The following is a 25942-nucleotide window of genomic DNA, read 5'->3' as shown; positions in this document are numbered from 1 at the left end:
CCAAGGAGCGGCAGACGATACAGCGGTACGTCAGACGACCGCGGAATTGTTCATCTTGCGGGTGGAGATGATCTGGTCGATCAGCCCGTACGCCAGCGCGTCCTCAGCGGTGAGGATCTTGTCGCGCTCGATGTCCTCGCGGATCTTCTCGATCGGCGTGGTCGAGTGCTTGGCCAGCATGTCCTCGAGCTGCGCGCGCATCCGGAGGATCTCGTTCGCGGCGATCTCGAGGTCCGAGACCTGGCCGCGGCCGGTCTCGCTGTAGGGCTGGTGGATCAGCACACGGGCGTTCGGGAGCGCCATGCGCTTGCCCGGCGTACCGGCGGCCAGCAGGATCGCGGCGGCCGAGGCGGCCTGGCCCATGCAGACCGTCTGGATGTCGGGCTTCACGAACTGCATCGTGTCGTAGATCGCGGTGAGCGCCGTGAAGGAGCCACCGGGGCTGTTGATGTAGACCGAGATGTCACGGTCGGGGTCCATCGACTCCAGGCACAGCAGCTGCGCCATGACGTCGTTGGCGGAGGCGTCGTCGATCTGCACGCCGAGGAAGATCACGCGCTCCTCGAACAGCTTCGCGTACGGGTCGTACTCACGCACGCCCTGCGAGGTGCGCTCGACGAAGCGCGGGATGACGTAGCGGGACTCCGCACGAGGACCGGTGTACTCGGCCTGCGTGCGGGCATGGAGGCCGCTGCCGGGGAAGTCGTTCACTGTGTCTCCTGAAGAGCCTGAAAAGGGCTGAGGCGGTCGCCTGGGGGCGCTGGGGGCTCCTGCGCCGCCCCGAGGGCGGGATGGCGGCGGGTGGGCCCCCACAGCCGCCCTGAGGGCGCTGAGGGCCTTTACGCGGCCCCGGTGCCGCCGCCGCCCGGCATACCGGCAGCGGTGGGCATGATGTCGTCGATGAGGCCGTACTCCTTGGCCTCGATCGGGTCGAACCAGCGGTCGCGGTCCGAGTCGCGGGTGATCTGCTCCACGGTCTGGCCGGTGTGGAACGAGGTCAGCTCCGCCATGCGCTTCTTCGTGTGCAGCAGCCGCTCGGCGTGGATCTTGATGTCGGAGGCCGAGCCGGCGAGGCCGGCCGACGGCTGGTGGATCAGGATCTCCGCGTTCGGCAGCGCGAACCGCTTGCCGGGGGTGCCCGCGCTGAGCAGGAACTGGCCCATCGAGGCCGCCATGCCCATGGCGATCGTCACCACGTCGTTCTTGATGTACTGCATGGTGTCGTAGATCGCCATGCCGGCGGTGATCGAACCGCCGGGGCTGTTGATGTAGAGGTAGATGTCCTTGTCCGGGTCGGAGGCAAGGAGCAGCAGCTGCGCCGTGATCTTGTTGGCGATGTCATCGTCGACCGCCTGGCCGAGGAAGATGATCCGCTCGCCGAGCAGTCGGTTGTAGACCTGGTCGCCGAGGCCACCACCGATGGGGTCGCCGGCAGCTGTGGGCATCAGATTCGTCACGTATCCACCTGCTCGTCTTACGACGGCGCCGGGCCGTCTCACGTCTTCTGCTGGGGGCGTGGGACCCCGGTGCAACACCGCTCCGGGCGGCTCGGGGACTCCCCTGCCCTCGTATTCATGGACCCTAACGCGCTGGTCCCTCCGGGGAATCCCGCAGAAGGAACTGTTCGCTGTGAGCGCATGCGCTCCGCCGGGTCGGACAGGGGGTTTGGCGGGTCTCCGCCCCGCAGGGGGGCGCGGGAACGGCGCGATCCGCCCCCCCCTGCCCGGCGCACGAAGCCGCGGTCGGGTCCGCCACGGGCGGTCCAACGGCGGGTGCGGCTCGTCGTGGGTCGCTCGCGCCGTTTCCCGCGCCCCCCGAAGGACGACGGGCCCCCGGGGACAAGAAGTCCCCGGGGGCCCGTCGCAGAGCTGCTGCGGCCCGGCCCGCTTACGCCTCGGGCTTCTCCTCGGAAGCCTCGTCACCGTCGGTGACCTCGGCGACGACCTCGGTGGACGACTCGGTCTCGTCCTCCTCGTCGTCCAGGTCGACGATCTCGCCGTTCGTGTCCTTGACCGTGGCGGCCTCGACGACGACCGCGAGCGCCTTGCCGCGGGCGACCTCGCCGACCAGCATCGGGACCTGGCCGCCCTCGACGACCGCCTGGGCGAACTGGTCGGGGGACATGCCGGAGGAGGCCGCGCGCCGCATGAGGTGCTCGGTGAGCTCCTCCTGGTTGACGTTCAGCTTCTCCTTGTTGACGAGCTCGTCGAGGACGAACTGCGTCTTGATGCCCTTGACCGCGGCTTCCTTGGTCTCGGCGTCCCACTCTTCCTCGGTCTTGCCCTGGATCTCCAGGTACTTCGCGAGGTCGAGGCCCATCTGGCCGAGCTGGTGGTGCTCAAGGTTGTGCTTGCGGGTGTTGATCTCGTCCTCGAGCAGCTTCTCGGGAACGGGCACCTCGACCAGCTCGAGCAGCTTCTCCAGGACGCGCTCCTGGGCCTGCGTGGCCTGGTCGTACTCCTTCATGTTCTCGAGGCGCTTGCGGCTGTCCGCCTTCAGCTCGTCGAGGGTGTCGAACTCGGAGGCGAGCTGCGCGAAGTCGTCGTCCAGCTCGGGGAGTTCGCGTGCGGCGACCTGGCTGACCTTGACGGTGACCTCGGCCTCCTTGCCGGCCGCGGAGCCGCCCTTGAGCTCGGAGGTGAAGGTGGTCCCGCCACCGGCCTCCAGGCCCTTGACGGCCTCGTCGATGCCTTCCAGCAGCTCGCCGGAGCCGATGGTGTAGGAGACGTCGGAGGCGACGCCGTCCTCCAGCACCTCTCCGTCGACCTTGGCCTCCAGGTCGAGCGTGACGACGTCGCCCTCCTCGGCGGCGCGCTCGACCGGCGAGGTGGACGCGAAGCGCTCACGGAGCTCCTCGACGGCCTTCTCGATGTCCTCGTCGCTCACCTCGATGGCGTCGACCTCGACCTCGATGCCGGAGTAGTCCGGGATCTCGATGGCCGGACGGACGTCGACCTCGGCGGTGAAGTTCAGCGTCTCGCCGTCCTTCAGCTCGGTGATGTCGACCTCGGGCTGGCCGAGGACGTTCAGCTCAGCCTCGTTGACCGCTTCGGTGTAGAACTTCGGGAGCGCGTCGTTGACGGCCTCTTCGAGCACGGCGCCGCGACCGAACCGCTGGTCGATGACACGGGCCGGGATCTTGCCCTTCCGGAAGCCCTTCACCGTGACCTGCTGGTTGATCTTCTTGTACGCCGCGTCGAGGCTGTCCTTGAGCTCCTCGAAGGGCACCTCGACAGTGAGCCGAACCCGGGTCGGGTTCAGGTTCTCCACGGCGCTCTTCACGGTTCGGTCTCCTTGTGGCTGACTTCTTGGGGGTACTGCTGCGGGGTTCCACCGCGTGCGTCCGCCCGGTCGGTCGGGCGGAGCCTCAGTGGATGCACGAGCCCTTGAGAGACGTGACAGTGCAGACATACGGGCGCGCAACCTGCATAGTAACCGCAGGCGGTACACGCCCCAAAAGGCGATCTTGCGATCCCGGCCATCGGCCTTCGGTCGCCGGATGCCACTGGTGGTCGGGGTGGCGGGATTTGAACCCACGGCCTTCCGCTCCCAAAGCGGACGCGCTACCAAGCTGCGCCACACCCCGTCGGTGCGACACGTAGGGTACATGCCCGCAGGCAGTGCGGCTGCCGCATTTCGCGGGCGTCCGCGAGGCGCGGGAACAGGGTGTGCGTCCAGGGGGTACAACCCGCTACGATGCCTTCAGCGGCGCGGTCACTGACCTGCGGTGCGATGCATGCGGGCGTAGCTCAATGGTAGAGCCCTAGTCTTCCAAACTAGCTACGCGGGTTCGATTCCCGTCGCCCGCTCCATACGACTCAGGGCCAGGCCGGAGGATCATTCCTCCGCCTGGCCCTGATCGCTTTCAGAGGCTCCGATCAGCCCTCCGTGCCCGCCACGTGCCCGTGCCTCATCCACCGGGCCGGCACGTCGCTCCGAGAGGCCGCGGGGCGCTCGGCAGAACCCCTGGCCCTGCCGGAATCCGGACTTGACCTACGCGGGTTCGGTTGCGCCGACGGCGCGAAGGGGTACCCGCGGCGCGAAAAGGCACTCAGGGCGCGAACGGCACGAAAGGTCGCACGCCCGGCGCGGACCGCGCAGGGCGGTCACCCCGGGAGCGGTGAGGCGCGGCGAGCGGGGACGGCCGGGGGCGCGGTCGGCGGCGTCCGCGGTCGCCGCACGGGGGCCCCGTCGGACCGGGATCGGGCATCGCCCGAACGGCCCGTAACCGCCCGTCGGCAGCCGCCGGCCGGGACCGCCGGCCAGGGACCGCCGGTCAGAAGCTGATCGAGTTGATGGTCTGCGCTATCGAGTCGAGGAACCGTTGGATGGACGGAGCCATGCCGGTCGACGCGAGGAAGAAGCCGAAGAGCACCGCGACGATCGCGGGCCCCGCCTTGATCGATCCTCCCCGTATCAACACCACGAGGATGATCGCCAACAGCAGTACCACTGACAGCGAGATGGCCACAACTGATCACACCCTACGGTCGGTTCGCTCTCCCGGCCCGGGGATGCAACCCCTCACACCCCCGCCAGAACCATCGTGCCACCAACGCGGCTCCCCTATGCCGCGGGTGACACATCATCGGCCGCGGACCCGTGGAGCGCGCACGGCGGCGGCGTTCCGGGACAGGTGAACCGCACTGCCCCGCAGTGCAATTCGAGGGCGCACCGGGCCGGCGAATTCAACGGGACCGTTGCCGTGTCCACACATCTCGTTCGCAGGCAATTCCAATTATTCCCACACGCACGTCGAGGGAGCCGCACACCGGCCCCCAACAGGCCACTAAAGACTAATGAACCGGACATTTCACCAGAGTCGCCCGCGAACCTTATGCACCGTTTAGTCGTGAAGAATGAGGACAGAGCGTCCACACAACAACCGCATACGGTAGGCGAATCGGTATGCGGATCGCGTGCGAACCAACAGGCACACATCTTCAAATGCGGGGTACTCGCAGGCCATATGCAGGAATGAACTCGAGGGTTTTACGAAGACACACACACGACGCTAGGGTGCCTCAGATGTTCCACGCCGCCTCGCCCCCCGCCAGCGCAGCAACGTTCCGGACCGTCTCCCTCCGTACCTGGTGGGAGGGTCCGTGACGAACTCGCTCCGACCGAACGGCCAGCAGCGAGCACCACTCCCCCCGGCACAGCAGCCGGCCCGGGGAGTGCCGGGTCCGCGCCCACCACGGAATCAGTCCGCGCAGCACGCCACGACGGGAACGACCGGGGCCGCCGCCCCGGCCTCGAAGCCCGCGGCACGGCGCGACGCCTTCTTCGACAACGCCAAGTACCTGGCGATCGTGCTCGTGGCCATGGGGCACGCCTGGGAGCCCCTGAAGGGTCAGAGCCGCGTGCTGGAGGCGGCGTACACGGTCGTCTACTCCTTCCACATGCCGGCCTTCATCATCATCTCCGGCTACTTCTCGCGCAGTTTCGACATGCGCCCCGACCGTCTGAAGCGGCTGGTGACCGGCGTCGCCGTCCCCTATGTCGTCTTCGAGGTGTCGTACGTCCTCTTCAAGCGCTGGGCCGACGGCGACACGTCGCTGCCCATCAGCCTGCTCGACCCGTGGTACCTCACCTGGTTCCTGTGCGCGCTGTTCATCTGGCGGCTGACCACTCCTCTGTGGAAGCTGGTGCGCTGGCCGCTCCCGGTCGCGCTCGTCGTCGCCATGCTCGCGTCCGTCTCACCGGACATCGGTGACGACCTCGACCTGCAGCGCGTGCTCCAGTTCCTCCCGTTCTTCGTGCTGGGCCTGGTCATGAAGCCCGAGCACTTCCAGCTGGCGCGCCGCCGTGAGGTGCGGATCCTGTCGGTGCCGGTGTTCGCCGCGGCGCTGGCGGTGGGCTGGTGGGCGGTGCCGCGGATGAACGCCGCCTGGTTCTACCACCGCGACAGCGCGCAGGAACTCGGTGTCCCGTGGTGGGTCGGCCCGATGATGGTGTTCGCCCTCTTCGGCTGTTCGCTGCTGCTCACCGCGTGCTTCTACTCCTGGGTGCCGCGCCGCCGGACGTGGTTCACGGGACTCGGCGCGGGCACGCTGTACGGCTATCTGCTGCACGGCTTCCTGGTCAAGGCGGGCACCTACTGGGGCTGGTTCGACCACGCGCGGCTGCACACGCCGCTCGGTGAGATCTTCGTGACCCTCGTCGCGGCCACGGTCGTCACCCTGCTGTGCACGGCACCCGTGCGGCGGGTCTTCCGCTTCGCGATGGAGCCCAGCATGGACTGGGCCTTCAAGCGGGACGCCACCGAACTGGCCCGCGAACGGGCCAGGGCACGGACCTAGGCGGGGGCGGCCGGAGTCAGTTCGGGGGCAGGCCCAGCAGGGCCCGCATGGCGGCGTACTTCTTCGTGAGCCGTGCGCGCGTGTGCTCGTCGAGGACCGCGAGCCGGTCCGGGTCACCGTTGTGCGCCAGGTCGGAGGCCTTGACCAGGAGGGCGCCCGGAGTCGTACGGATGCGCTCGGCGTACGACTCCGGGGGCTCTCCTTCGCGTTTGGTGAGCGCCAGCACGATGTCCCGCGTGCGGTCGGGCAGCGCGGCCTCGCGCAGCCAGTCCTCGGAGAGCACGTCGTCCTCGACGGCGTCGTGCAGCCAGGCCGCCGCCATCTGTTCGTCGTCGCCGCCGCGCTCACGCACCCCGTCCGCGACGGCCTGGAGGTGCTCGGTGTACGGCCGCCCCGCCTTGTCGGTCTGGGCGGAGTGCGCCGCACGGGCGAGGGCCTCTATCTCGGCCAGGGTCAGGAGAGTCTGCGTCACCCCACCAGTGTCTCCCGTCGCAGGGCCGCGCGGGCCGGGACCGCGCCCGCCGTCGCGCCGGGCACGGCGATCTGCGCGCGGGCGCCCGTACGGCGCCGAGGAACGCCCGTCGGGAGAGGGGTCAGCGGGCCGGGGACGGGGAGGGGGCTTCCCGGCAGATCAGCAGGAGCGCCCTGTCGTCGTTCACGTCCTTGGCCACCGCCTCGATGAGGTGCCAGGCCGCGCCGTGGAAGCCGCCCGCGACATAGCGGTCCGCCTCGCCGGTGAGCCGGTCGATGCCCTCGACGATGTCACGGTCGGAGGTCTCCACCAGGCCGTCCGTGAAGAGCATCAGGACGTCACCGGGCCGCAGCGAACCCTTGACGGAGTCGAACTGGGCACCGTCGTACACCCCGAGCAGCGGACCCTCGGCCGCCTTCTCCTCCCAGCGCCCGCTGCCCGCGCTGAGCTGGAGCCCCGGCGGGTGTCCCGCGGAGAAGAGTTCGTAGTCGCCGGAGTCGAGGTCGAGGACCAGGTGGATGGAGGTGGCGAAGCCCTCGTCCCAGTCCTGACGCAGCAGGTAGCCGTTGGCCGCGGGAAGGAAGGCGTGCGGCGGGAGCGAGCCCAGCAGGCCGCCGAAGGCGCCGGACAGGAGCAGCGCCCGCGAACCCGCGTCCATGCCCTTGCCCGACACGTCCGTGAGGACGGCCTCCAGGGTCCGGCCGCCGTTCGTACGGGCCGCGACCACGAAGTCGCCCGAGAAGGACTGGCCGCCGGCCGGGCGCAGCGCCATCTCCCGGTGCCAGCCGAGCGGCAGCTTCGGCAGCTTGCTCTGGACCCGGATGCGCTCGCGCAGGTCGAAGAGCATGGTGCCGCCGCGCCGCCAGGGCACGCCCACGCGGCTGCGGAACTGCGCGATCAGCAGGCCGAAGAAGCCACAGGCCGCGACGACGAGGACCACACCGGGGGTCACCCGGGACGGGCCCTCCGTGTACGGGCCGAGTTTCACGGACTCCACTATCAGCGCGGTGGCGGCGGCCGCGTAGAGACCCAGCAGGCTCGCGGGGCGCAGCAGGAGGCCGCCCGCCACGATCGGGAGGACCAGCGCGGCAGGCGAGCACCAGACCGAGTTGACCAGAGTGGTCGCCGCGATCACCGGAATCGTGAGCAGCAGGCCGGCCAGGGCGATCCAGTCGGAACCGTCCCCGCGGAAGTAGTCCACGGCGGATCTGCGCAGGCCGGTGCGGGCCCGGTGCCACTGCTTCTTCAACCGGGCCGTGAACGTCTCGGCCGCCGCGCGCCGCCCTCGTCCTGCTGCCATTAGTTCGGGACCCTATCCATCGGACCAGGTGCTTGGCACGGGAGGTCCCACTTGTCCCCCGTCCGAGCGCTCAACATCACAGTGAACCGCACAGTGAACTGCACGGGGAGCCCCATGGGGAAGGTCACGGCACACACCCCCCGCGGCCGGTGGAAAATTCTCTCGCTCGTACCGCATCGCCCTGGTAGGCATGGCTCATGACGACTGACTTGCGGGTGCTGCGGCAGCCCGAGTGGGATGCGTGGTACGACAATCTGGTTCGCGCGTTCGGGGGCGTGCCGGAGTCGTCCGAGGAGCGCGAGCTGTGGGCCGAGCTCACAGAATACGACCGTTCCCTGGGAATCTGGGAGGACGACCGGTGCGTGGGCACCGCGGGGGCGTTCTCCTTCCGGGTCACGGTCCCCGGCGGCGCCTCCGTACCGGCGGCGGGCATCACGATGGTGAGCGTCGCGGCCACGCACCGGCGGCGCGGGCTGCTGACGGCGATGATGCGACGGCAGCTGGACGACATCCGCTCCTGGGGCGAGCCGCTCGCCGTCCTGACCGCGTCGGAGCCGGCGATCTACGGCCGGTTCGGCTACGGCATCGCGACGTACCAGCACCGCGCCGAGATCGACACGACCCGGGTACGGCTGTCCGTACCGCCCGGCACCGATGACGTACGCCTGCGGTTCGCCGCGCCGGCCGACGTCCTCGACGCCTGTGAGTCGGTGTACGCACGGACGGTTCCGGGGCGGCCCGGCATGCTGGCGCGGCGGCCCGGCTGGGAGCGGGTCATGGTGCTCGACCCGGAGGGCGAGCGGGGCGGGGCGTCGCCCCTGCAGTGCGTGGTCGCCGAGCGGGACGGCGAGGTGGTCGGCTACGCCCGGTACCGGATCAAACCGGATCACGACCACGCCGGGCCCCGGGCCACCGTCGTCCTCGACGAGCTCCAGGCGCTGGACCCGGCGGCGGACGCCGCGTTGTGGCGGCTGCTCTTCGACCTCGACCTGACGACGACGCTGCGCACCCGGGGGCGCCCGGTGGACGAGTCGTGGCAGCACATGGTGTCGGACATCCGGCGCTGCGCCGTGCGGTCGCTGGACGCGCTGCACGTACGGCTCGTCGATGTCGACGCCGCGCTGGAGGCACGGACGTACCAGGCGCCGGTGGACGTGGTGTTCGAGGTCGAGGACGCGTTCTGCCCCTGGAACGAGGGGCGTTGGCGGCTCACCGGTGACGCGAAGGGCGCGACCTGCGTGCCGACCCGGGAGCCCGCCGATCTCGCGCTGTCCGTACGGGAGTTGGGGGCGGCGTATCTCGGTGGGGTGTCCCTGGTGTCGCTCGCGGCGGCCGGGCGGGTGCGGGAGCTGCGGCAGGGGGCGCTGGCGGAGGCCTCGGTGGCCTTCTCGTCGGCGGTCGCGCCGTGGCTGCCGCACGGGTTCTAGAGCGGTCCGGGGCCGGGGCGCGGGCCCCGGCCCCGGGTCACCGGTGCTGGCAGTTCGGGCACCAGAAGAGGTTGCGGGCGGCGAGACCGGCGGTGCGGATCTCGCCGCCACAGATGTGGCAGGGCAGGTTCGCCCTGCGGTACACGTAGACCTCGCCGCCGTGGTCGTCCACGCGGGGCGGGCGGCCCATGGCCTCGGGCTCGTGTGCCGGACGCACCGTGTCGATGCGATTGTTGCGCACGCCCTCGCGCATCAGGTCCACGAGGTCGGTCCAGAGCGCGTCCCACTCGGCGGGGGTGATGTCCCTGCCCGCGCGGTACGGGTCGACGCCGTGCCGGAAGAGGACCTCGGCGCGGTAGACGTTGCCCACGCCCGCGATGATCTTCTGGTCCATGAGGAGGGCGGCGATCGTGGTGCGGCTGCGGGAGACACGGCGGTAGGCGGCCGACGGGTCCGCGTCGGGACGCAGGGGGTCCGGGCCGAGCCGGGCGTGTATCGCCCGCTTCTCGTCGCCGGTGATCAGCGCGCAGGTCGTCGGGCCACGGAGGTCGACGTACGTCGTGGGGTTCGCGAGGCGGAGGCGGACCGTGTCCGTGGGGGGCGGGGCGGGGGCGTCGCCGAAGGTCACCTTGCCGAAGAGGCCCAGGTGGATGTGGATCCACTCGGAGGCGCGGAAGCCGAGGAAGAGGTGCTTGCCGTGGGCGTCGGCGGATTCCAGGGGGGTGCCGTCGAGGAGGGCGGCGGCGTCCGCGAACTTGCCCTGGGGACTGGTGACGTGGGTGGGGGTGCCGGTGAAGGCGCCCGCGTAGTCCTGGGCCAGGCGGTGGATCGTGTGCCCCTCGGGCACGGGGTCCTCCTGTGGTGTGTGTACCTGTGACGATCTGGGGCGTGGGGCCTTTTCTCGCCCCCGCCGCCCCTACCCGGTCCCATCCCCGGGGGCCGCGCCCCCAACCCCCGCCCGGGGGCCGCGCCCCCTGGACCCCCGCATCGCCCGAAGGGCTCGTCCTCAAACGCCGGACGGGCTGAAGTGCACGGGCCCGCGCCGGATGGTTGCGGACCGGGCTCGTCCTCAGACGCCGGACGGGCTGACGGTGCGGGGCCGCGCCGCATGGTTCGCGAGGGGTTGAAGACGGCCGCCCGTGCTCAAGGGTGTCCGGCCGGCCCGAGTGGTTCCGGCCGACTGAACGGTTCCCGACGGGCCGGACGATGTGGTCCGGCCCGTCTTGTGGGGGCTACGCCTGGGGGTGGTGGGGCGGGATCGGCGGGAGGTCGCCGGTGGTCTCGTACACCGAGAGCATGTCGATGCGGCGGGCGTGGCGGGCCTCGTCGGAGAACGGGGTGCCGAGGAAGGTCTCGACGAACTTGGTCGCCTCTTCCTCGGAGTGCATACGGGCGCCCACGGAGACGACGTTGGCGTTGTTGTGCTCGCGGCCCAGCGCGGCCGTCTCCTCGCTCCACGCGAGGACGGCACGGACGCCCGCCACCTTGTTCGCCGCGATCTGCTCGCCGTTGCCGGAACCGCCGATCACGATGCCGAGGGCCCCGGGGTCGGCCGCCGTGCGCTCCGCGGCGCGGAGGCAGAACGGCGGGTAGTCGTCCTGGGCGTCGTAGACGAGGGGCCCGCAGTCGACGGGCTCGTGGCCGGCCTCCTTGAGCCACTCCACGAGGTGGTTCTTGAGTTCGAAACCAGCATGATCGGAGCCGAGATACACGCGCATGGTCCGAGTGTGACACGGCTGATTCGGATCGGCCTCGCCGGGTGCCGCCAGGGAAAACTGTGAGTAAAACTACAAAACCTCAAGGAAACCTCAAGTAACGATCCGGATTCAAAGGTTCACGAATTCCTTTGCCTCCGATTCACTGGACCGGCTCGTACACCGCTCGTACGAGTCCCGTACACCGCTCGTACGGGAAGTACGAGAAATCCGTGCAGTTCACCCCCGACGGAAGTACGGGAAATCCGCTCACCGGCGCAAAGGAATCCCCCCTCATGACCTCGCAGCCGACCCCCACGAAGGCCGCCGACGGCCCCGGAGGCCCCGGAGAACCCGGTTCGGGCCTCCAGGCCGGGCTCAAGAACCGTCATCTGACCATGATCGCCATCGGTGGAGTCATCGGTGCGGGCCTCTTCGTGGGGTCCAGCTCCGGTATCGCCACCGCGGGACCGGGCATCCTGCTCTCCTACGCCCTCGTCGGCACGCTCGTGGTGCTGGTGATGCGGATGCTGGGCGAGATGTCCGCCGCCAATCCGACCTCCGGTTCGTTCTCCGCCCACGCCGACCGCGCGCTCGGGCGCTGGGCCGGTTTCTCGATCGGCTGGCTCTACTGGTTCTTCTGGGTGGTCGTCCTGGCCGTCGAGGCGACGGCCGGCGCCACGATCCTCGAAGGCTGGGTCCCCGCCGTGCCGCAGTGGGGCTGGGCGCTCATCGTGATGATCGTGCTCACCGCGACCAACCTGGTCTCGGTCGGCTCGTACGGTGAGTTCGAATTCTGGTTCGCCGGGATCAAGGTCGTGGCGATCGGCGCGTTCGTCATCGTCGGCGGCCTCGCGATCTTCGGTGTACTGCCCGGTGTCGACGCGCAGAAGGCGGGACTGGGGAACCTGAGCGACCACGGCGGCTTCCTGCCGCACGGCCCCGGCGCGATCCTCACCGGTGTGCTCCTGGTCGTCTTCTCCTTCATGGGCAGCGAGATCGCGACCCTCGCCGCCGGCGAGTCCGAGAACCCGCAGCGGGCCGTCACAAAATCCACCAACAGCATCATCTGGCGGATCGGCGTCTTCTACCTCGGTTCGATCCTCGTCGTCGTCGCCCTGCTGCCCTGGAACGACCCGTCCATCAAGGAGAAGGGCTCCTACGTCGCGGCCCTCGACTCCCTCGGCATCGCGCACGCCGGTCAGATCATGAACTTCATCGTGCTGACGTCCGTGCTGTCCTGTCTCAACTCCGGCCTCTACACGGCCTCCCGGATGGCCTTCTCGCTCGGTCAGCGCGGGGACGCGCCCAAGGCCTTCGCCAGGACCACCTCGCGCGGTGTGCCGCTCGCCGCGATCGTCGTCTCGGTCGTCTTCGGCTTCGTCGCCGTCTTCTTCAACTACAAGTTCCCGGACTCCGTCTTCCTCTTCCTGGTCAACTCCTCCGGCGCGGTCGCCCTCTTCGTCTGGCTGGTCATCTGTTTCTCGCAGCTGCGGATGCGGAAGATCATCGAGCGTGAGGCCCCGGAGAAGCTGGTCGTCAAGATGTGGCTGTACCCGTACCTGACCTGGGCCACGGCCGCGCTGATCGTCTTCGTCCTCGGTTACATGCTGACCGACACCGAGCACGACGGACGCGAGACGGTGCTGCTGTCGCTGCTCGTCGCCGCCGTGGTGATAGCCATCGCGGTGGTCAGGCAGCGGCTGCGCCGCGGCGCTCCCGCCGTGGAGTCCGCGGACACCCCGGTGCCGGTCGAGGTCTCGTCCGAGGCCCGCTGAGCACCACGGATCCGGCGAAGGGGCGGGGCCCGGCGGCAGTGCCGCCGGGCCCCGCCCCTTCGCGCAGAGCGACTCTCGGCCGCTCCTGACCGCCCCCCACTGCTCACAGCGGTGTGAAGCTGTTCCTCACCTCGTCGTAGACACGCAGCGCGGCCGCCTCGATGTCCGGGTGGTACCAGGTGCTGATCTCGTACGACGTGCCACCGGACCGGAAGCCCAGCAGCCGCACGTGCCAGAGCCGGCCCTTGGCCATGACGGTGTACTCCCAGGCGACCGCGGGCTCCCCCCGGAACGTCGTCCGCTCCAGCCGGATCCGCCGGTAGTCCAGCCCCTTGCTGGTGTCTCCCTCCGCCTGCTGCCACTGCGCCAGCAGGTCGCCCCTGGCCGGGGTCGCGTTGGCCACGATCTCCTGCGCGCTGTCGGGCGAGGTGTAGTGCACCTCGGAGCCGCTCTGCGCCACCCGTTGCCAGTCCTGTGGCGGAACCCAGGCGTACAGGCCGGCCTCCTCGCGCGCACCGGCGGGCGGGCTCGGCGGACGCGACGTGCCGTCGACGGTGGGGGGAGGTGAGGACGGTTCACCGGGTGTCGTCCGCGAGGCGGCCGAGATGGGGGACGACGCCGTCGCGCCGCCGGTGTCGTGGGACGCCCCGCCGCCCGCCGCGATCACGATCCCCACGACGGCTCCCGCGACCACCACCCCGCCGGCGGCGACGAGCGCCGTCCGGCGTCTGCGGCCGCCCGGAGCCGACGGCACCGCGGGGCCGGGGAGTTCGCCCGACGGCATGAGCGCGGGGGCGGGACGGTGGGCGGTGGTGTGCGAGGCGAGGGAGGCGGGAGAGGCGGGAGAGGACGGCGCCGAGGCAGCGGAAGGCGTCGAGGGCGGGGGAGGGGTCGAGGGGGTTTCCGAGCTGACCTGTGAGTGCCGCTCGGGGGGAACCTCGGTGGAGGCGTTGGGTGTGGGAGTGGAGGTGGGAGTGGCAGTGGGGGTGACGGTGAGCGTGGGGGCCGGGGGCTCGGGTCGTTCGGGTTCCTCGGTCCCCGGCACCGGAGTGGGTGTTTCGCGGGGCTGTGTCCCGGTGGACCGAGTCCCGTGGGCCCCGGTTTCGGGGGCCCAGGTCTTTGGGACCCCGGTTTCGGGGGCGGTTGCTGCCCGCTCCTCGTCCCGGATCTCACCGCGGTCGGACGGGGACGTCCGCGTCGGGATGTACCCGGCGGGAATGGCGTCCTGCACGAGATCGGGTTCGGGACCAGGTTCGGGACCAGGTTCGGGACCGGGACCCGGTTCGGCTTCGGGTTCGGGACCGGGTTCGGCTTCCGGTTCGGGACCGGGTTCGGACCCGCGCTCGCGCTCGCGATCGAGTTCTGGGGCGGTACCGGATCCGGGCTCTGGTTCCGGATCGGCTTCTGGTTCCGGCTCCGGTCCGAAGTCCCGGTCAGGACCAGGGGCGGAGTCCGGCACGCGTGCGGGCGCCTCCTCAGGCTCAGGCTCCCGCTCCCGCTCCCGCTCCCGCTCCGCCCCCGCCCCTTTCTCCGGACCCTCCCCTCTCTCTGCCGCTTCCCCTGTCTCCGCCTCCGCCTCTGTTTCCCGTTCCGGCTCCGGTGCCGGCGGACGGCGCCGTGCCGCTCGTATCAGCTGGGGGTCCAGGAACACCGGCGTGGGGGACTCCTCGTAGACCGGGACAACGGAGGTCGCCGCGTCCGGTACCCGCGAACCTTCCGGTGTCCCTAAGGGCCCGGCGGCGCCCGGCGCGGCTTCTCCCTCCGGGGTACCCGGGCCCGGACCGGGCGGCCGTTCCGACTCGCGCGTCGGCCCCGGCGTCCGCTCCGGGGGCGCTCCAGGAATCGACGCCGGTGCCGGGAACGCGATCGGCCACAACGCCGCCTCCAGCTCCTCCAGCCCCGGCCGGGTCGACGGCTCCTTCTCCAGGAGCTCCGCCAGAACGTCCCTCAAGTCACCCTCGACAGGCGGAAGTTCGGGCTCCTCGTAGAGGACGGCGTGCAGTGTCGCCAGGGTGGTCGAGCGGGAGAACGGGGAGCGGCCGCCGAGGGCCGCGCAGAGCGTCGCCCCGAGGGACCACACGTCGGACGGCGGGCCCTGCGGGCGGCCGGAGATGCGCTCGGGCGCCATGTAGTCGGGGGAACCGACCAGCATCCCGACCATGGTGAGCGCCTCGGCGTCCTGCAACGCGGCGATGCCGAAGTCGGTGAGGACGACCCGCTGACCGCGCCGCTCGATCAGGACGTTGCCCGGCTTGATGTCCCGGTGCAGCACTCCCCCGGCGTGCACCTGGCGCAGCGCCGAGACGAGTCCGAGGCCGACACGGGCCGCGGCGGGCGGGTCGAGCGGGCCGTCATCGACCACCACCTGTTCGAGTGAGCGGCCCGCGACCAGTTCCATCACGATCCACAGCCGCTCGCCCTCGTCCACGACGTCGTAGATGCGTACGACGTTGGGGTGGTCGATCCGGGCCGTGGCCCTGGCCTCGCGCAGGGTGCGTTCGCGGCGGGTGCGGGTGTCCTCGGAGTCGAGTCCGTCGATACGCATCTCCTTGACGGCGACCTGCCGGTCGAGCACGTCGTCCATGGCCCGCCACACCCGCCCCATTCCCCCCTGCCCAATACTCTCGGCAAGCCGATATCGGCCCGTCACCAATAATCCCGGAACACCGCCACTCGTATTCCCCGTCAATATCCCGCACCCCCTCGAAACCCACCACGATCGCCCGCCACACAGGAAACACAATGGTCACACTTCATGCCGTACCAGCATAGTGCGGAGAAATCTTGTGGTACCTCTTCAAGTACTGCGAATTCAGGCGCAGCCAAGGGGGACGAACATGAGTTCTCGTCACACGACGACCATCGCGGGATCGCTGCTCACGGCATCTTTTACGGCCGTGATGATCCTTTCCTTCACCGCCGTCGCGGACGACCAGGGACCCGGGAGCGGCAAGGGAGGAAAGGCCGTCGATCCGGCCCCGGCAGGCGTGCGGCTGACCACCACACTTCCCGGAAAGATCTCGGTGGACAACAGTTCGCACGAAACGTCGATCACCGCCACGGTGAAGAACGAGGGGACCAAGGAAAGCGGTGGCATCCGGCTTTTGGTGGTCGGTTTCGACGGTCTCCAGGTCAAGGGCGTTCAGGGATGTTCCGCCATGGCCGGAAAAGATCTCCCGAAAGGGTCGAACAGTGGTTTCGTATGCGACGTCGGCAATCTCGCGGCAGGAAAGTCGAAGTCGTACGCCGTCGACGCGACCTTCGATCTGAGCAAGACCGGAAAGATCTGCCTGCCGGTCCAGGACAGTGGCGGAAAGAAGACGTTCTGGCAGCAGGGCCCGGTGCCGTTCGGTGCGACGAATCCGTCGCCCAACGCCCCGACCACCCCTCTGCTGCTCGACACCACGAACAAGCCGGTGTCGCCGGGTGGTGACGAGTTGCCCAGGACCGGTCCGGGAAGTGATCTCCTGCCGCTCGGCGCGGCGGGGGCGGCGCTCGTCTCGATGGGCGCGGCGGGGCTGTGGTGGTCCCAGCGGCGGCCTCGGCGGCAGCCGTCCTGATCCGAGGGGGCGCCGGCGCGGACGCGCGACCGGCAAGTCACGGAGCGGCGGGACCGGAGGACCGGAACGCCGAAGAAGAGCGGAGACGCGGGGACGTAGAAACGCGGAAGAGGCTCGCCGGACCGGAGGTCGCGATGCGACCCAGCGAACCTCTTCCGCGGGAATCACTGGATCAGGGCCCGTGGCGTGACGGCGGGCCCGCCACGCCACGCCCGTCACGGCGGGCCCGTCACGTCGGGGCCGCGACGTTGGGGCCCCGACGTCACTTCTTGTCGAGGAACTTCCACGCCGTGGGCAGCAGGCCCATCGCGAGTGCCGCCTTCAGCGCGTCGCCGATGAGGAAGGGGGTGAGACCCGCGGCGATGGTCGCGCCGAAGGACATGCCGGTGGAGGCGCCCAGGTACGGGAGGCCGACCGCGTAGATGATCGCCTCGCCCAGCAGCATCGCGCCGGCCGTGCGCAGTACCGAACGGTCGGCGCCGCGGCGGGCGAGGGCGCCCACGGCGGCAGAGGCGAGGACCATGCCGAGGACGTAGCCGAGGGAGGGGGCCCCGAAGCCGGAGGCACCGCCCGCGAACCAGGGCATCCCGGCCATCCCGACGAGCGCGTACACCAGGAGCGAGAGGAAACCGCGGCCCGCGCCGAGCGCCGTGCCCACGAGGAGGGCGGCGAAGGTCTGGCCCGTCACCGGTACCGGGGAGCCCGGCACGGGGAGGGAGATCTGGGCGGCGATCCCGGTGAGCGCGGCGCCGCCGAGCACCAGGGCGGTGTCCCGGACCCGGGAGGCCGGGAGCAGGTCGGCGAGGACCTCGCCGGGGCGGATGCCTGTGCGGGGCGTGACGGCAGCGGTGCTCATGGGGACTCCGGCGGGTGACAGGGGCTGCGGGACACGGTGACGCTATCCCAGGGGCCGGGAGCGGATCATCATCAGCGGTCGACAAAGCGGGGATCAGCGGCTTGGTGCACCTCTCACAAAAGTGCGTCATACACCTGCCGGAGCGTGACACTGGTCACTGAGGTGGGATCGTTTCTGCTACGGGGTCGAGGTGAGCGCCCGCTGTAGGGTCCCGCCAAATCGTTCCGCTTCCGGCTCGGAGGCCGTACAGCCCCACGCATCGCCCCGCGCCCCGGCCCGCCGGCCAGGTGACCGGAGTGTCACACTCCGCATCGTGCGCGTCCGGATGGTGGGCAGGCGCCGCCCCGGAGCGGAGGCGCCGCCCAGACTGTCGGCGTTTTGCCCCCTCGCACGTAAGGGACCACCCGCTCTCATGTCCCGCACCACCCTCGACGCCCCGCCCGGCACCCCGGCCGCCGCGGACGTCCCCCTCTCCCACGGCCTCAAGCAGCGCCACCTGTCGATGATCGCCCTCGGCGGGGTGATCGGCGCGGGCCTGTTCGTCGGCTCCGGCGCGGGCATCGCCGCCGCCGGACCGTCGATCGTGATCGCGTACGCCGTCTCCGGCCTGCTCGTCATGCTGGTGATGCGGATGCTCGGCGAGATGTCGGCCGCCCATCCGTCCTCGGGCTCCTTCTCGGCGCACGCCGAACGCGCGATGGGCCCGTGGGCCGGCTTCACCGCCGGCTGGTCCTTCTGGGTGCTGCTGTGCACGGCCGTAGGCCTGGAGGGCATCGGCGCCGCGAAGATCGTCACCGGCTGGCTGCCGGGTACGCCCGAGTGGGGCTGGGTCGCCCTCTTCATGGTGGTCTTCTGTGTCGCGAACCTCGCCGCCGTGAAGAACTTCGGCGAGTTCGAGTTCTGGTTCGCCGCGCTGAAGGTCGGCGCGATCGGCCTGTTCCTCGTCCTCGGCGTGCTGGCCATCGCCGGGGTGCTGCCCGGCACGGACTCCCCCGGCACGGCCAACCTGGCCGACTTCCTGCCGCACGGCGGCGAGGGGCTGGTCATCGGTCTGCTCGCGTCGGTCTTCGCCTACGGCGGCCTGGAGACGGTCACCATCGCGGCGGCCGAGTCGGAGAACCCGGTCCAGGGCGTCGCGCGCGCCGTCCGGACGGCGATGTGGCGCATCGCGCTCTTCTACATCGGCTCGATGGCGGTCATCGTCACGCTGGTGCCCTGGGACTCGAAGGCGGTCGTCGAGCAGGGCCCGTACGTCGCGGCCCTGGACCGACTGGGCATCCCGGGCGCCGGCCCGCTGATGAACGTGGTCGTGCTGGTGGCGCTGCTCTCGGCGATGAACGCCAACATCTACGGCTCCTCGCGCATCGCCTACTCGCTGGTGGAGCGCGGTCAGGGCCCGAAGGCCCTCGGGAAGGTCTCCGCCGGGGTCCCGCGCGTCGCGGTGCTGGTCTCCTGCGTCTTCGGCTTCGCCTGCGTCCTGCTGAGCTACTGGCGGCCCGACGACGTCTTCCCCTGGCTGCTGAACATGATCGGCGCGGTGATCCTGGTCGTCTGGATCTTCATCGCGGTCTCCCAACTGCGGCTGCGCCGCGCGGTGGAGCGCGAGACGCCGGAGAAACTGGTCGTGCGGATGTGGCTGTTCCCCGTACTGACCTGGGTCGCACTGGCCGGCATGGCGACGATCTTCGTGCTGATGGCCCGCGAGCCCGACACCCGGGTACAGCTGTACTCCACGGGTGCGATGACGCTGCTCCTGGCGGCCGCCGGGTACACCAGGCAGCGGCTGCGCACCCGGAACTGAGCCCCCGCCACACCCGGCGCCTCGCGACATCCGCCACACCCGGCGCCTCCGCGACACCCATCAGACCCGCCACACCCACCCCACCAGAAAAACCCTCGCGCACCCCGCGCGAGGGTTTTTTGCTGCTAGCGTGCAGTTGCAAGTTGGTTGCAATAAGCTTGGAGGGGACCCCGCCATGCCCGTCTACACACTCCCTGAACTGCCGTACGACTACTCCGCACTCGCGCCCGTGATCAGTCCCGAGATCATCGAGCTGCACCACGACAAGCACCACGCGGCGTACGTGAAGGGGGCCAACGACACCCTGGAGCAGCTCGCGGAGGCGCGCGACAAGGAGTCGTGGGGGGCGGTCAACGGCCTGGAGAAGAGCTTGGCCTTCCATCTGTCCGGCCACATCCTGCACAGCGTCTACTGGACGAACATGACCGGCGACGGCGGCGGTGAGCCGCTCGCCGCGGACGGCGTGGGCGACCTCGCGGAGGCCCTCACCGAGTCGTTCGGCTCCTTCGCCGGGTTCAAGGCCCAGCTGACCAAGGCCGCCGCGACCACGCAGGGGTCCGGGTGGGGTGTCCTCGCCTACGAGCCGCTGAGCGGGCGTCTCCTCGTCGAGCAGATCTACGACCACCAGGGCAACGTGGGCCAGGGCTCGGTGCCGATCCTGGTCTTCGACGCCTGGGAACACGCCTTCTACCTGCAGTACCGCAACCAGAAGGTCGACTTCGTCGAGGCGATGTGGCAGGTCGTCGACTGGCAGGACGTGGCGCGCCGTCACGCCGCCGCGAAGTCCCGCACGAATGTGCTGCTGCCGGCCCCCTGAGGCGGCGGCGAGACGTCCTGCTCGTGATCGTCTTCTCACCCTTCACGCGGCAGGCGGAGAAACGGAGAGCCCCCGCGCGGACCTGCCGCGCGGGGGCTCTCCCGCGCCGCGGCTCAGGCGCACGGCACGTTGAACGACAGCAGCGCGGCCGCGCCGTCCGTCATCCGGAGTTCGGTGAGCGCCCCGTTGCACAACCGGGGGAAGACCCTGCGGTACCCACCGAGCGGGATGCCGAGCAGCGAGCACAGCACCAGACGCAGCAGGGTGTTGTGGGCGACGACCAGGACGCGTTCGCCGTGGTGGGCCGCCGCGATGCGGCGCAGGGCCGCGGTGCCGCGGGCCGCGGCGGTCCGGGGGTCCTCCGCCTCCGGGAAGGGGTAGGACACCGGGTCGGACCGGTACGCCTTCGCGCGGGCCGGGTTGTCGGCCTCGAACTCGGCGAGGGTACGTCCCTCCACGACGCCGAAGTCGCATTCGCGCAGGGTCGATTCATGGTGTGCGGTGAGGCCGAGGGCCCGGCACGCGGGGGCGGCGGTGGCGACGGCTCGGGAGAGGGTCGACGTCCACACGGCGTCCACGGGATGGGCGGCGGCCCAGCGGCCGAGGGCCTCCGCCTGCGCGCGTCCCTCGTCCGTGAGGGCCACGTCGCTCACCCCGGCGTAGCGGTTCTCGGCGTGCCAGACGGTCTGGCCGTGCCGGGCCAGCAGCAGGGTCGCGCTCGCCGGAGTCCCGGGGCTCGTGGCGTCGTCGGTGGTGTGCGTCGTCCTCATGACCCCGCAGTATCCAGGTCGAGGCGGGCGCGTGCGTGCGCTCCGACCGAAGCGGGCAGCCAGCCGCGTTCTTCGAGTACGCCGACCAGGCGTGCGTAGGGCTCGGCGAACCGCGCCGTGCGGGCGGGGCGGGGGGTGAGGACCGTACGGACCCGGACCATGTGCGCGGCGGCGTCCGCGAGCGTGGCCGCGCCTCCCGTACCGTACGCGGCGAGCACGGCCATGCCCAGGGCGGTCTCGGTCTGTTCGGGGACGCGGGCCGGGCGGCCGAGGATGTCCGCGCGCAGCTGGTTCCAGTACGGGCTGCGGGCGGCGCCGCCGGTGAGGGTGAGGGGGCCCTCCACGGGGGCGCCCAGGTGGTGCAGGTAGTCCAGGCAGAGGCGTTCCACGAATCCGACGCCCTGGAGGAGGGCGGCCCACAGGTCGGCGTCGGAGGCGGGAGTGCCGAGGACGAGGGGGACGGCGTCCGGCGCGAGGAAGGGAAAACGTTCGCCGGGTGAGACCAGTGGATAGGCGAGGACGGACGCGGGTTCGTGGGCGGCGGCGGCCCGGTCCAGGGCGGCCGGACCGGCGTCCGGGAAAGCCGCCCGCAAGGCACCGGCGCCGACACCCGAAGCCCCGCCCGGCAGCCAACCGCCCTCCGGGGCCCGGTGGTTGTAGACGACTCCGGAGTCGTCCCGGACCGGGTGCGCGGCAACGCCCTTGAGGACGAGTGTCGTTCCGAGCACCGTGTTCCAGGAGCCCTCGCGCAGCGCGCCGGAGGCGATCTGGGCGGCGCAGCCGTCGGTCGTCCCGGCGATCACCGGTGTGCCGGCGGGGATGCCGGTCCGCTCGGCGGCCTCGGCGTGGACCGTGCCCAGGGCGCTGCCGGGGCGGACGACCTCGGGCAACAGGTCGCCGGTCAGGCCGAGTCCGGCGAGGGCGGCGTACGGCCAGGTGTCGTGTTCCAGGTCGTAGGCCGTCTTCAGCGCGTGACCGGAGTCGGTGGGCGCCGGATGCCCCACGAGGTGGGTGACGATCACGTCGGCCTGGTGGGCGAGGCGGGCCGGCCCGTACTCCTCCACCAGCCACATCGCCTTCGGCAGCCCCCAGCCGTTCTGCACCCGCAGGCCCGCCTCCCTGGCCCGCCCGGCCTGCGCCGCCGCGCGACCGTCGTCGTACATCAGGCCGGGTGTCAGCGGGCGGCCCGAACCGTCGGTGAGCAGCACCGTGCCGGAGGTGGCGCACACCGCGAGGCCGCCGATCCGGGCCGGCGGACGGCCGGTGAGCGCGGCCCGGGAGGCGTCGCACACGGCGTCCCACCATCGCGCCGGATCCTGTTCGTGCCGCACCCCGGCGCGCCGTCCGCCCAGCGGGGCCGCGCCGGCGCCGAGGACCGTGCCGTCGCCCGTGACGAGCAGGGCGCGGACGCCCTGTGTGCCCAGGTCGATGCCCAGCCAGGCCGTTCCGTCACCCTCCACCGGGACCTCCCGCGCCGTCGCACCCGATCGGTCTGTCACCCGAACGTACCGACTCCACCTCCTGTACGGCCGGCGCGCGGGCTGGGAACCTGCTGCGGTGAGGACCACACCTGTCCATGTGCTGGCCGCCGGTGACCACTTCGTCCTGCCGTCCCTGATCGCCGAGGCGGTACGCGCCTCGCTCGGTGAACATCCTTGCTCCGTGCGGGAGTTGAAGCTCGGCTGGCCGTTGGAGCCGTTCGGTCCGGTGGCCGAGGTGGAGGAGGCGAGCGACGCCGAGGAGGACCTGATCGACGGGCTCGCCGACGCGGACGTCCTGGTCACCCAGATGGGGCCGGTGACGGAGCGGGTGCTCGCCTCCTCGCCCCGGCTGCGGCTGGTGGTCGTGTGCCGGGGCGGCCCGGTGAACGTGAACCGTGACGCGGCCCGCGCGCACGGCGTACGGGTGTGTTTCGCGCCCGGCCGGAACGCGGCGGCCACCGCCGAGTTCACCGTCGGGCTGCTGCTCGCGGTCCTGCGGCGCATTCCGCGGGCGCACGATCTGCTGGCCCGGCAGGAGAGCTGGGACGGGGCGGCCTACTACACGTACGAGCGGGCGGGGCTCGAACTGGAGGACCTGCCGGTCGGACTCGTCGGGTACGGGGCGGTGGGGAGCCGGGTGGCCCGGGTGCTCGGCGCGTTCGGCGCGCGGGTCCTGGTGTACGACCCGTATGTGCGCGGCGAGGTGCGCGGACTGCGGGTCGGCTCGCTGGACGAGCTGCTGCGCCGGTCCCGGGTGGTCAGCCTGCACGCGCGCCTCACCACCGAGACCCGCGGCCTGCTCGGCGCCCGCGAGCTGGGGCTGCTGCCGCCCGGTGCCGTCCTGGTCAACGTGGCGCGCGGCCCGCTGGTCGACGAGGGCGCGCTGTGCGAGGCGCTGCGCAGCGGCCGGCTGTCGGCGGCGGCGCTGGACACCTACGAGCGGGAGCCGGTCCCGCCCGGCTCCCCCCTCTTCGGCCTCGCCGCCTCCGGACGGCTGGTCATGACCCCGCACCTCGGCGGGGCGAGCCGCGCGGTGGCCGAGAAGGCGGCCCGTATCGCGGCGGCCGAGGTGGGCCGCTGGACCCGCGGGGAGCCACTGGCGCACTGCCTCGACCGAGGCCCGTGACGAGCGACGCGTTGATCTGAGGAGGCGCCATGTACGTCGGTGTCGATGTGGGCACGTCCCTGGTGAAGGCCGCGGCCTTCGACGCCGGGGGCCGCCCGCTGGCCGTCGAGTCCCGGCCGGTGGGCCTCTCCTTCCGCGCGGGTCTCGTCGAACAGGACATGGAGGAGGTGTACGCGGCGGTGGCCGCCGTGCTCACCGCGCTGACCGCCGCCGTGCCGGACCCGGTGGAGCTGGTGGGGCTGACCGGACAGGGCGACGGGGTGTGGCTGGTCGACGGCGAGGGCATGCCGATGCGGGCCGCGGCCTCCTGGATGGACGGCCGCGCTCACGAGCTGCTCGGCCGGTGGCAGGCGGACGGCACCTTCGAGGAGGTCTTCCGGCGTACCGGCGGCGCGATGTTCCCGGGCTCCCCCGGTCCGCTGCTGGCCTGGCTCGACCGTCACGAGCCCGGTTCCCTCGACTCCGCCGCCACCGCCCTGTACTGCAAGGACATGGTCTTCGAACGACTGACCGGGGTGCGGGCGACCGATGTCTCGGACGCGTCGATGCCGTTCCTCGACCCCCGCACCCGGACGTACGACGACCGCGTCCTCGAACTGCTCGGCCTGACCCACCGGCGCCGGCTGCTCCCGCCGGTCGGCGATCCGCTGCCCGTGGGCCGGACGCTCGGCGGCGGACTGCCCCTGGACACCCCGATCGCCAACGGCCCCTACGACCTGGCCGCCTGCGCGCTCGGCGCGGGCCTCACCGGGCCCGGCGACGGCCTGCTGATCGTCGGCACCTGTCTGGCCGCGCTGGTGGCCACGACGGACCTCGACCTGACCGGCGAACCGGCCGGCCTGTACATCTCCACCGACCGGCCGGGTTTCTGGCTGCGCGCCATGCCCGCGATGGTCGGCACGGCGGCGCTGGACTGGGTGCTGTCGACGACGGGGGTCCGCCACGACGAGGTGGACGCGCTGCTGGACGCGGCCCCGCCCGGCGCGAACGGGGTGCGGGTGCTGCCGTACTTCGCCCCGTCCGGCGAGCGCGCGCCGTTCGTGGAGCCGCGGCTGCGGGCCGAGCTGACCGGCGTCTGTCTGGAGTCCACCCGCGGCGACCTCGTCCGCGCGGTCTGTGAGGGCATCGGCTACGCGGCCCGGCACTGTCTGGAGGCCGCGGGTCTGAAGGGTTCCCTGGCGGTCTGCGGCGGCGGCACCCGCAGCCCCGCGTGGATGCGGCTGCTCGCCGACGTCCTGGGCCGGCCGCTGCGGGTGGTCGAGGGCGAGGTGGGCGCGCGCGGCGCGGTGCTCGCCGCCGCCGAACGGCACGGGATCGCTCTCGACAGGGCCGCGTGGACGGAACCGACGGCGGTGGTACGGCCGGACCCCGGGCGGGCGGCGTACTACACCGGGGGGTACGAGGACCACCTGTCCAGGCTGGCGTCGGCCCGCGAACGCGCCCGCCACTGAGCCCCGAGCGGCGCGGCGCCGCGATGCAGGGCGCCGGGATGCACGGCGCCGCGCGGTGGTGTGCGACACCGCGCGATGGTGTGCGGCGCCGCGCGGTGGCGCGCGGTGGTGTGCGGTGTCTTACGGTATGGGGTCTTGCGGGGCATTGTGGCGGGATGCCTAGGGAAATGACGTATCCCTGCTACACGTGCGGATCGGACCAGCCGCACCGACAGCCCCGGGACGACCGGGAACGGGACATCATCCGCGAACTGACACACGCCCGGACGCCCCACGCCTATGTCGACGACTACTGGATCTGCGGTCGCACCGACTACGACTGCCGCAACATCCGGCACGCGTGGCGGGTCAAGCCGTTCGACCCGCCACGCAAGATGCCCGAGCCGGACTGACGCACCGGACCGGACCGGAGGCCGCCGAGCGGCACCGGCTCAGAGGTTGCTGAAGTCCGGGCCCGCCGTGCGCGTCCGCTTGATCTCGTAGAAGCCGGGCGTGGAGGCGACGAGCAGCGTGCCGTCCCACAGCCTGGCCGCGGCCTCGCCCTGCGGGGTCGGGGTGACGACCGGGCCGAAGAAGGCTATCTGCTCGCCGTCGGCGCCGGGGAGCGCGATCACCGGGGTGCCGACCTCCTGGCCGACCTTCTCTATGCCCTCCTTGTGGGAGGCGCGCAGCTCGGCGTCGAACTCGAAGTCCTCCTGGTCGGCGTAGTCGATCAGGGAGGCCGGCAGGCCGACATCGGCGAGCGCGCCCGCGACGGCTTCGACGGTCGGGCCCTCGCCCTGGTTGTGGATACGGGTGCCGAGCGCGGTGTAGAGCGGGCCGAGGACGTCCTCGCCGTGCTTCTGCCAGGCGGCGGTGACCACCCGGATCGGCTTCCAGGCCTTGGTGGCGAGCATCTCCCGGTACTCGTCGGGGAGCGTGTCCAGCTTGTCCTCGTTCAGCACCGCGAGGCTCATGATGTGCCAGCGGACCTCGATGTCGCGGACCTTCTCCACTTCCAGGACCCAGCGCGAGGTCATCCAGGCCCAGGGGCACAGCGGGTCGAACCAGAAGTCGACGGGGGTCTTGCCGGAGTTGGTCTCGGACATGGTTCTCCTCAAAGGGTCC

General features: G+C 71.2%; 22 protein-coding genes and 2 tRNA genes. 10 read left to right on the top strand and 14 right to left on the bottom strand.

From position 1 onward, the window contains the following. Positions 1–30 precede the first annotated feature (30 nt). The 4 genes from GFH48_RS26220 to GFH48_RS26205 form a co-directional block, all read right to left on the bottom strand. Positions 31–711: an ATP-dependent Clp protease proteolytic subunit gene (locus GFH48_RS26220; protein ID WP_153290595.1), complete on the bottom strand. Its 681-nt coding sequence runs from the start codon at positions 709–711 to the stop codon at positions 31–33. 128 nt (positions 712–839) lie between these two features. Then, the gene (locus tag GFH48_RS26215) at positions 840–1445 is read right to left on the bottom strand and encodes an ATP-dependent Clp protease proteolytic subunit (protein WP_060897745.1); all 606 of its coding nucleotides are present in this window, start codon (positions 1443–1445) and stop codon (positions 840–842) included. Positions 1446–1887: 442 nt separating this feature from the next. After that, positions 1888–3282: a trigger factor gene (gene tig, locus GFH48_RS26210; protein WP_153290594.1), complete on the bottom strand. Its 1395-nt coding sequence runs from the start codon at positions 3280–3282 to the stop codon at positions 1888–1890. 227 nt (positions 3283–3509) lie between these two features. Then, a tRNA-Pro gene (locus GFH48_RS26205) sits at positions 3510–3586 on the bottom strand. A 152-nt stretch (positions 3587–3738) separates the two neighbouring features. Here GFH48_RS26205 and GFH48_RS26200 point away from each other — a divergent pair. Further along, positions 3739–3812: transfer RNA gene (locus GFH48_RS26200), tRNA-Gly, on the top strand. A gap of 464 nt (positions 3813–4276) precedes the next feature. Here GFH48_RS26200 and GFH48_RS26195 read toward each other — a convergent pair. Continuing rightward, positions 4277–4471, bottom strand: a complete 195-nt coding sequence (locus GFH48_RS26195; RefSeq protein WP_054231893.1) for a hypothetical protein — start codon at positions 4469–4471, stop codon at positions 4277–4279. 634 nt (positions 4472–5105) lie between these two features. On the opposite strand from GFH48_RS26195, the gene GFH48_RS26190 reads away from it, so the two are divergent. After that, positions 5106–6302: an acyltransferase family protein gene (locus GFH48_RS26190; RefSeq protein ID WP_153290593.1), complete on the top strand. Its 1197-nt coding sequence runs from the start codon at positions 5106–5108 to the stop codon at positions 6300–6302. Between the two features lie 16 nt (positions 6303–6318). Here the strand turns inward: GFH48_RS26190 and GFH48_RS26185 are convergent, their stop codons facing one another. Then, positions 6319–6774: an HD domain-containing protein gene (locus tag GFH48_RS26185; RefSeq protein WP_228120958.1), complete on the bottom strand. Its 456-nt coding sequence runs from the start codon at positions 6772–6774 to the stop codon at positions 6319–6321. A 121-nt stretch (positions 6775–6895) separates the two neighbouring features. After that, positions 6896–8074: a PP2C family protein-serine/threonine phosphatase gene (locus tag GFH48_RS26180; RefSeq protein ID WP_153290592.1), complete on the bottom strand. Its 1179-nt coding sequence runs from the start codon at positions 8072–8074 to the stop codon at positions 6896–6898. Between the two features lie 197 nt (positions 8075–8271). On the opposite strand from GFH48_RS26180, the gene GFH48_RS26175 reads away from it, so the two are divergent. Next, complete coding sequence (locus GFH48_RS26175) at positions 8272–9501, top strand: GNAT family N-acetyltransferase (RefSeq protein ID WP_153290591.1); 1230 nt, start codon at positions 8272–8274, stop codon at positions 9499–9501. A gap of 37 nt (positions 9502–9538) precedes the next feature. Here the strand turns inward: GFH48_RS26175 and GFH48_RS26170 are convergent, their stop codons facing one another. Continuing rightward, a complete protein-coding gene (locus tag GFH48_RS26170) occupies positions 9539–10348 on the bottom strand; it encodes an Fpg/Nei family DNA glycosylase (RefSeq protein ID WP_153290590.1) in 810 nt (269 codons plus the stop codon). Positions 10349–10733: 385 nt separating this feature from the next. Continuing rightward, positions 10734–11219 carry a ribose-5-phosphate isomerase gene (locus GFH48_RS26165; RefSeq protein ID WP_153290589.1) on the bottom strand — a complete coding sequence of 162 codons (486 nt, stop codon included), beginning with the start codon at positions 11217–11219 and terminating at the stop codon, positions 10734–10736. Between the two features lie 272 nt (positions 11220–11491). On the opposite strand from GFH48_RS26165, the gene GFH48_RS26160 reads away from it, so the two are divergent. Then, positions 11492–12973 (top strand): amino acid permease, encoded by a 1482-nt coding sequence (locus GFH48_RS26160; RefSeq protein WP_153290588.1) that lies wholly within the window; start codon positions 11492–11494, stop codon positions 12971–12973. 103 nt (positions 12974–13076) lie between these two features. Here GFH48_RS26160 and GFH48_RS39325 read toward each other — a convergent pair whose 3' ends face one another. Further along, positions 13077–15578, bottom strand: a complete 2502-nt coding sequence (locus tag GFH48_RS39325) for a serine/threonine-protein kinase (RefSeq protein ID WP_407698664.1) — start codon at positions 15576–15578, stop codon at positions 13077–13079. Between the two features lie 232 nt (positions 15579–15810). On the opposite strand from GFH48_RS39325, the gene GFH48_RS26150 reads away from it, so the two are divergent. Continuing rightward, the gene (locus tag GFH48_RS26150; protein WP_153290587.1) at positions 15811–16533 is read left to right on the top strand and encodes a hypothetical protein; all 723 of its coding nucleotides are present in this window, start codon (positions 15811–15813) and stop codon (positions 16531–16533) included. Between the two features lie 262 nt (positions 16534–16795). Here GFH48_RS26150 and GFH48_RS26145 read toward each other — a convergent pair whose 3' ends face one another. Next, positions 16796–17389, bottom strand: a complete 594-nt coding sequence (locus GFH48_RS26145; protein ID WP_153290586.1) for a biotin transporter BioY — start codon at positions 17387–17389, stop codon at positions 16796–16798. 412 nt (positions 17390–17801) lie between these two features. On the opposite strand from GFH48_RS26145, the gene GFH48_RS26140 reads away from it, so the two are divergent. Together GFH48_RS26140 and GFH48_RS26135 are read left to right on the top strand one after the other, a co-directional pair. Beyond that, positions 17802–19190: an amino acid permease gene (locus tag GFH48_RS26140; RefSeq protein WP_153290585.1), complete on the top strand. Its 1389-nt coding sequence runs from the start codon at positions 17802–17804 to the stop codon at positions 19188–19190. A gap of 175 nt (positions 19191–19365) precedes the next feature. After that, complete coding sequence (locus GFH48_RS26135; RefSeq protein ID WP_153290584.1) at positions 19366–20007, top strand: superoxide dismutase; 642 nt, start codon at positions 19366–19368, stop codon at positions 20005–20007. 113 nt (positions 20008–20120) lie between these two features. Here the strand turns inward: GFH48_RS26135 and GFH48_RS26130 are convergent, their stop codons facing one another. Next, positions 20121–20777: a histidine phosphatase family protein gene (locus GFH48_RS26130; protein WP_153290583.1), complete on the bottom strand. Its 657-nt coding sequence runs from the start codon at positions 20775–20777 to the stop codon at positions 20121–20123. Next, complete coding sequence (locus GFH48_RS26125) at positions 20774–22237, bottom strand: FGGY-family carbohydrate kinase (RefSeq protein ID WP_153290582.1); 1464 nt, start codon at positions 22235–22237, stop codon at positions 20774–20776. Before GFH48_RS26125 ends, GFH48_RS26130 begins: the two co-directional genes overlap by 4 nt. Before the next feature lie 97 nt (positions 22238–22334). Here GFH48_RS26125 and GFH48_RS26120 point away from each other — a divergent pair, with 97 nt between their 5' ends. From GFH48_RS26120 to GFH48_RS26110, 3 genes are all read left to right on the top strand, one after another. Next, positions 22335–23384 carry a 2-hydroxyacid dehydrogenase gene (locus GFH48_RS26120; protein ID WP_228120952.1) on the top strand — a complete coding sequence of 350 codons (1050 nt, stop codon included), beginning with the start codon at positions 22335–22337 and terminating at the stop codon, positions 23382–23384. Between the two features lie 29 nt (positions 23385–23413). After that, on the top strand, positions 23414–24835 hold the full coding sequence (locus GFH48_RS26115; RefSeq protein WP_153290580.1) for an FGGY-family carbohydrate kinase: 1422 nt from the start codon (positions 23414–23416) through the stop codon (positions 24833–24835). 155 nt (positions 24836–24990) lie between these two features. Continuing rightward, positions 24991–25227, top strand: a complete 237-nt coding sequence (locus GFH48_RS26110) for a hypothetical protein (RefSeq protein ID WP_153290579.1) — start codon at positions 24991–24993, stop codon at positions 25225–25227. 39 nt (positions 25228–25266) lie between these two features. On the opposite strand, the gene GFH48_RS26105 is transcribed toward GFH48_RS26110, so the two are convergent. Further along, positions 25267–25923 carry a mycothiol-dependent nitroreductase Rv2466c family protein gene (locus GFH48_RS26105; protein WP_153290578.1) on the bottom strand — a complete coding sequence of 219 codons (657 nt, stop codon included), beginning with the start codon at positions 25921–25923 and terminating at the stop codon, positions 25267–25269. Between the last annotated feature and the right edge of the window lie 19 nt (positions 25924–25942).

The sequence above is a fragment of the Streptomyces fagopyri genome (assembly GCF_009498275.1).
Taxonomy (GTDB): domain Bacteria; phylum Actinomycetota; class Actinomycetes; order Streptomycetales; family Streptomycetaceae; genus Streptomyces; species Streptomyces fagopyri.
Note: the sequence above shows the minus strand (reverse complement) of the source record. Positions and strands in the feature narration are given on the sequence as shown.

What these genes read in the sequence shown, in the direction of transcription:
- GFH48_RS26180 (WP_153290592.1), bottom strand. Translation starts at nt 8,074, where the DNA reads ATGGCAGCAGGACGAGGGCGGCGCGCGGCGGCCGAGACGTTCACGGCC.
- GFH48_RS26165 (WP_153290589.1), bottom strand. Translation starts at nt 11,219, where the DNA reads ATGCGCGTGTATCTCGGCTCCGATCATGCTGGTTTCGAACTCAAGAAC.
- GFH48_RS26105 (WP_153290578.1), bottom strand. Translation starts at nt 25,923, where the DNA reads ATGTCCGAGACCAACTCCGGCAAGACCCCCGTCGACTTCTGGTTCGAC.
- GFH48_RS26135 (WP_153290584.1), top strand. Translation starts at nt 19,366, where the DNA reads ATGCCCGTCTACACACTCCCTGAACTGCCGTACGACTACTCCGCACTC.
- GFH48_RS26130 (WP_153290583.1), bottom strand. Translation starts at nt 20,777, where the DNA reads ATGAGGACGACGCACACCACCGACGACGCCACGAGCCCCGGGACTCCG.
- GFH48_RS26150 (WP_153290587.1), top strand. Translation starts at nt 15,811, where the DNA reads ATGAGTTCTCGTCACACGACGACCATCGCGGGATCGCTGCTCACGGCA.
- GFH48_RS26215 (WP_060897745.1), bottom strand. Translation starts at nt 1,445, where the DNA reads ATGCCCACAGCTGCCGGCGACCCCATCGGTGGTGGCCTCGGCGACCAG.
- GFH48_RS26145 (WP_153290586.1), bottom strand. Translation starts at nt 17,389, where the DNA reads ATGAGCACCGCTGCCGTCACGCCCCGCACAGGCATCCGCCCCGGCGAG.
- GFH48_RS26140 (WP_153290585.1), top strand. Translation starts at nt 17,802, where the DNA reads ATGTCCCGCACCACCCTCGACGCCCCGCCCGGCACCCCGGCCGCCGCG.
- GFH48_RS26175 (WP_153290591.1), top strand. Translation starts at nt 8,272, where the DNA reads ATGACGACTGACTTGCGGGTGCTGCGGCAGCCCGAGTGGGATGCGTGG.
- GFH48_RS26115 (WP_153290580.1), top strand. Translation starts at nt 23,414, where the DNA reads ATGTACGTCGGTGTCGATGTGGGCACGTCCCTGGTGAAGGCCGCGGCC.
- GFH48_RS26160 (WP_153290588.1), top strand. Translation starts at nt 11,492, where the DNA reads ATGACCTCGCAGCCGACCCCCACGAAGGCCGCCGACGGCCCCGGAGGC.
- GFH48_RS39325 (WP_407698664.1), bottom strand. Translation starts at nt 15,578, where the DNA reads ATGGGGCGGGTGTGGCGGGCCATGGACGACGTGCTCGACCGGCAGGTC.
- GFH48_RS26110 (WP_153290579.1), top strand. Translation starts at nt 24,991, where the DNA reads ATGCCTAGGGAAATGACGTATCCCTGCTACACGTGCGGATCGGACCAG.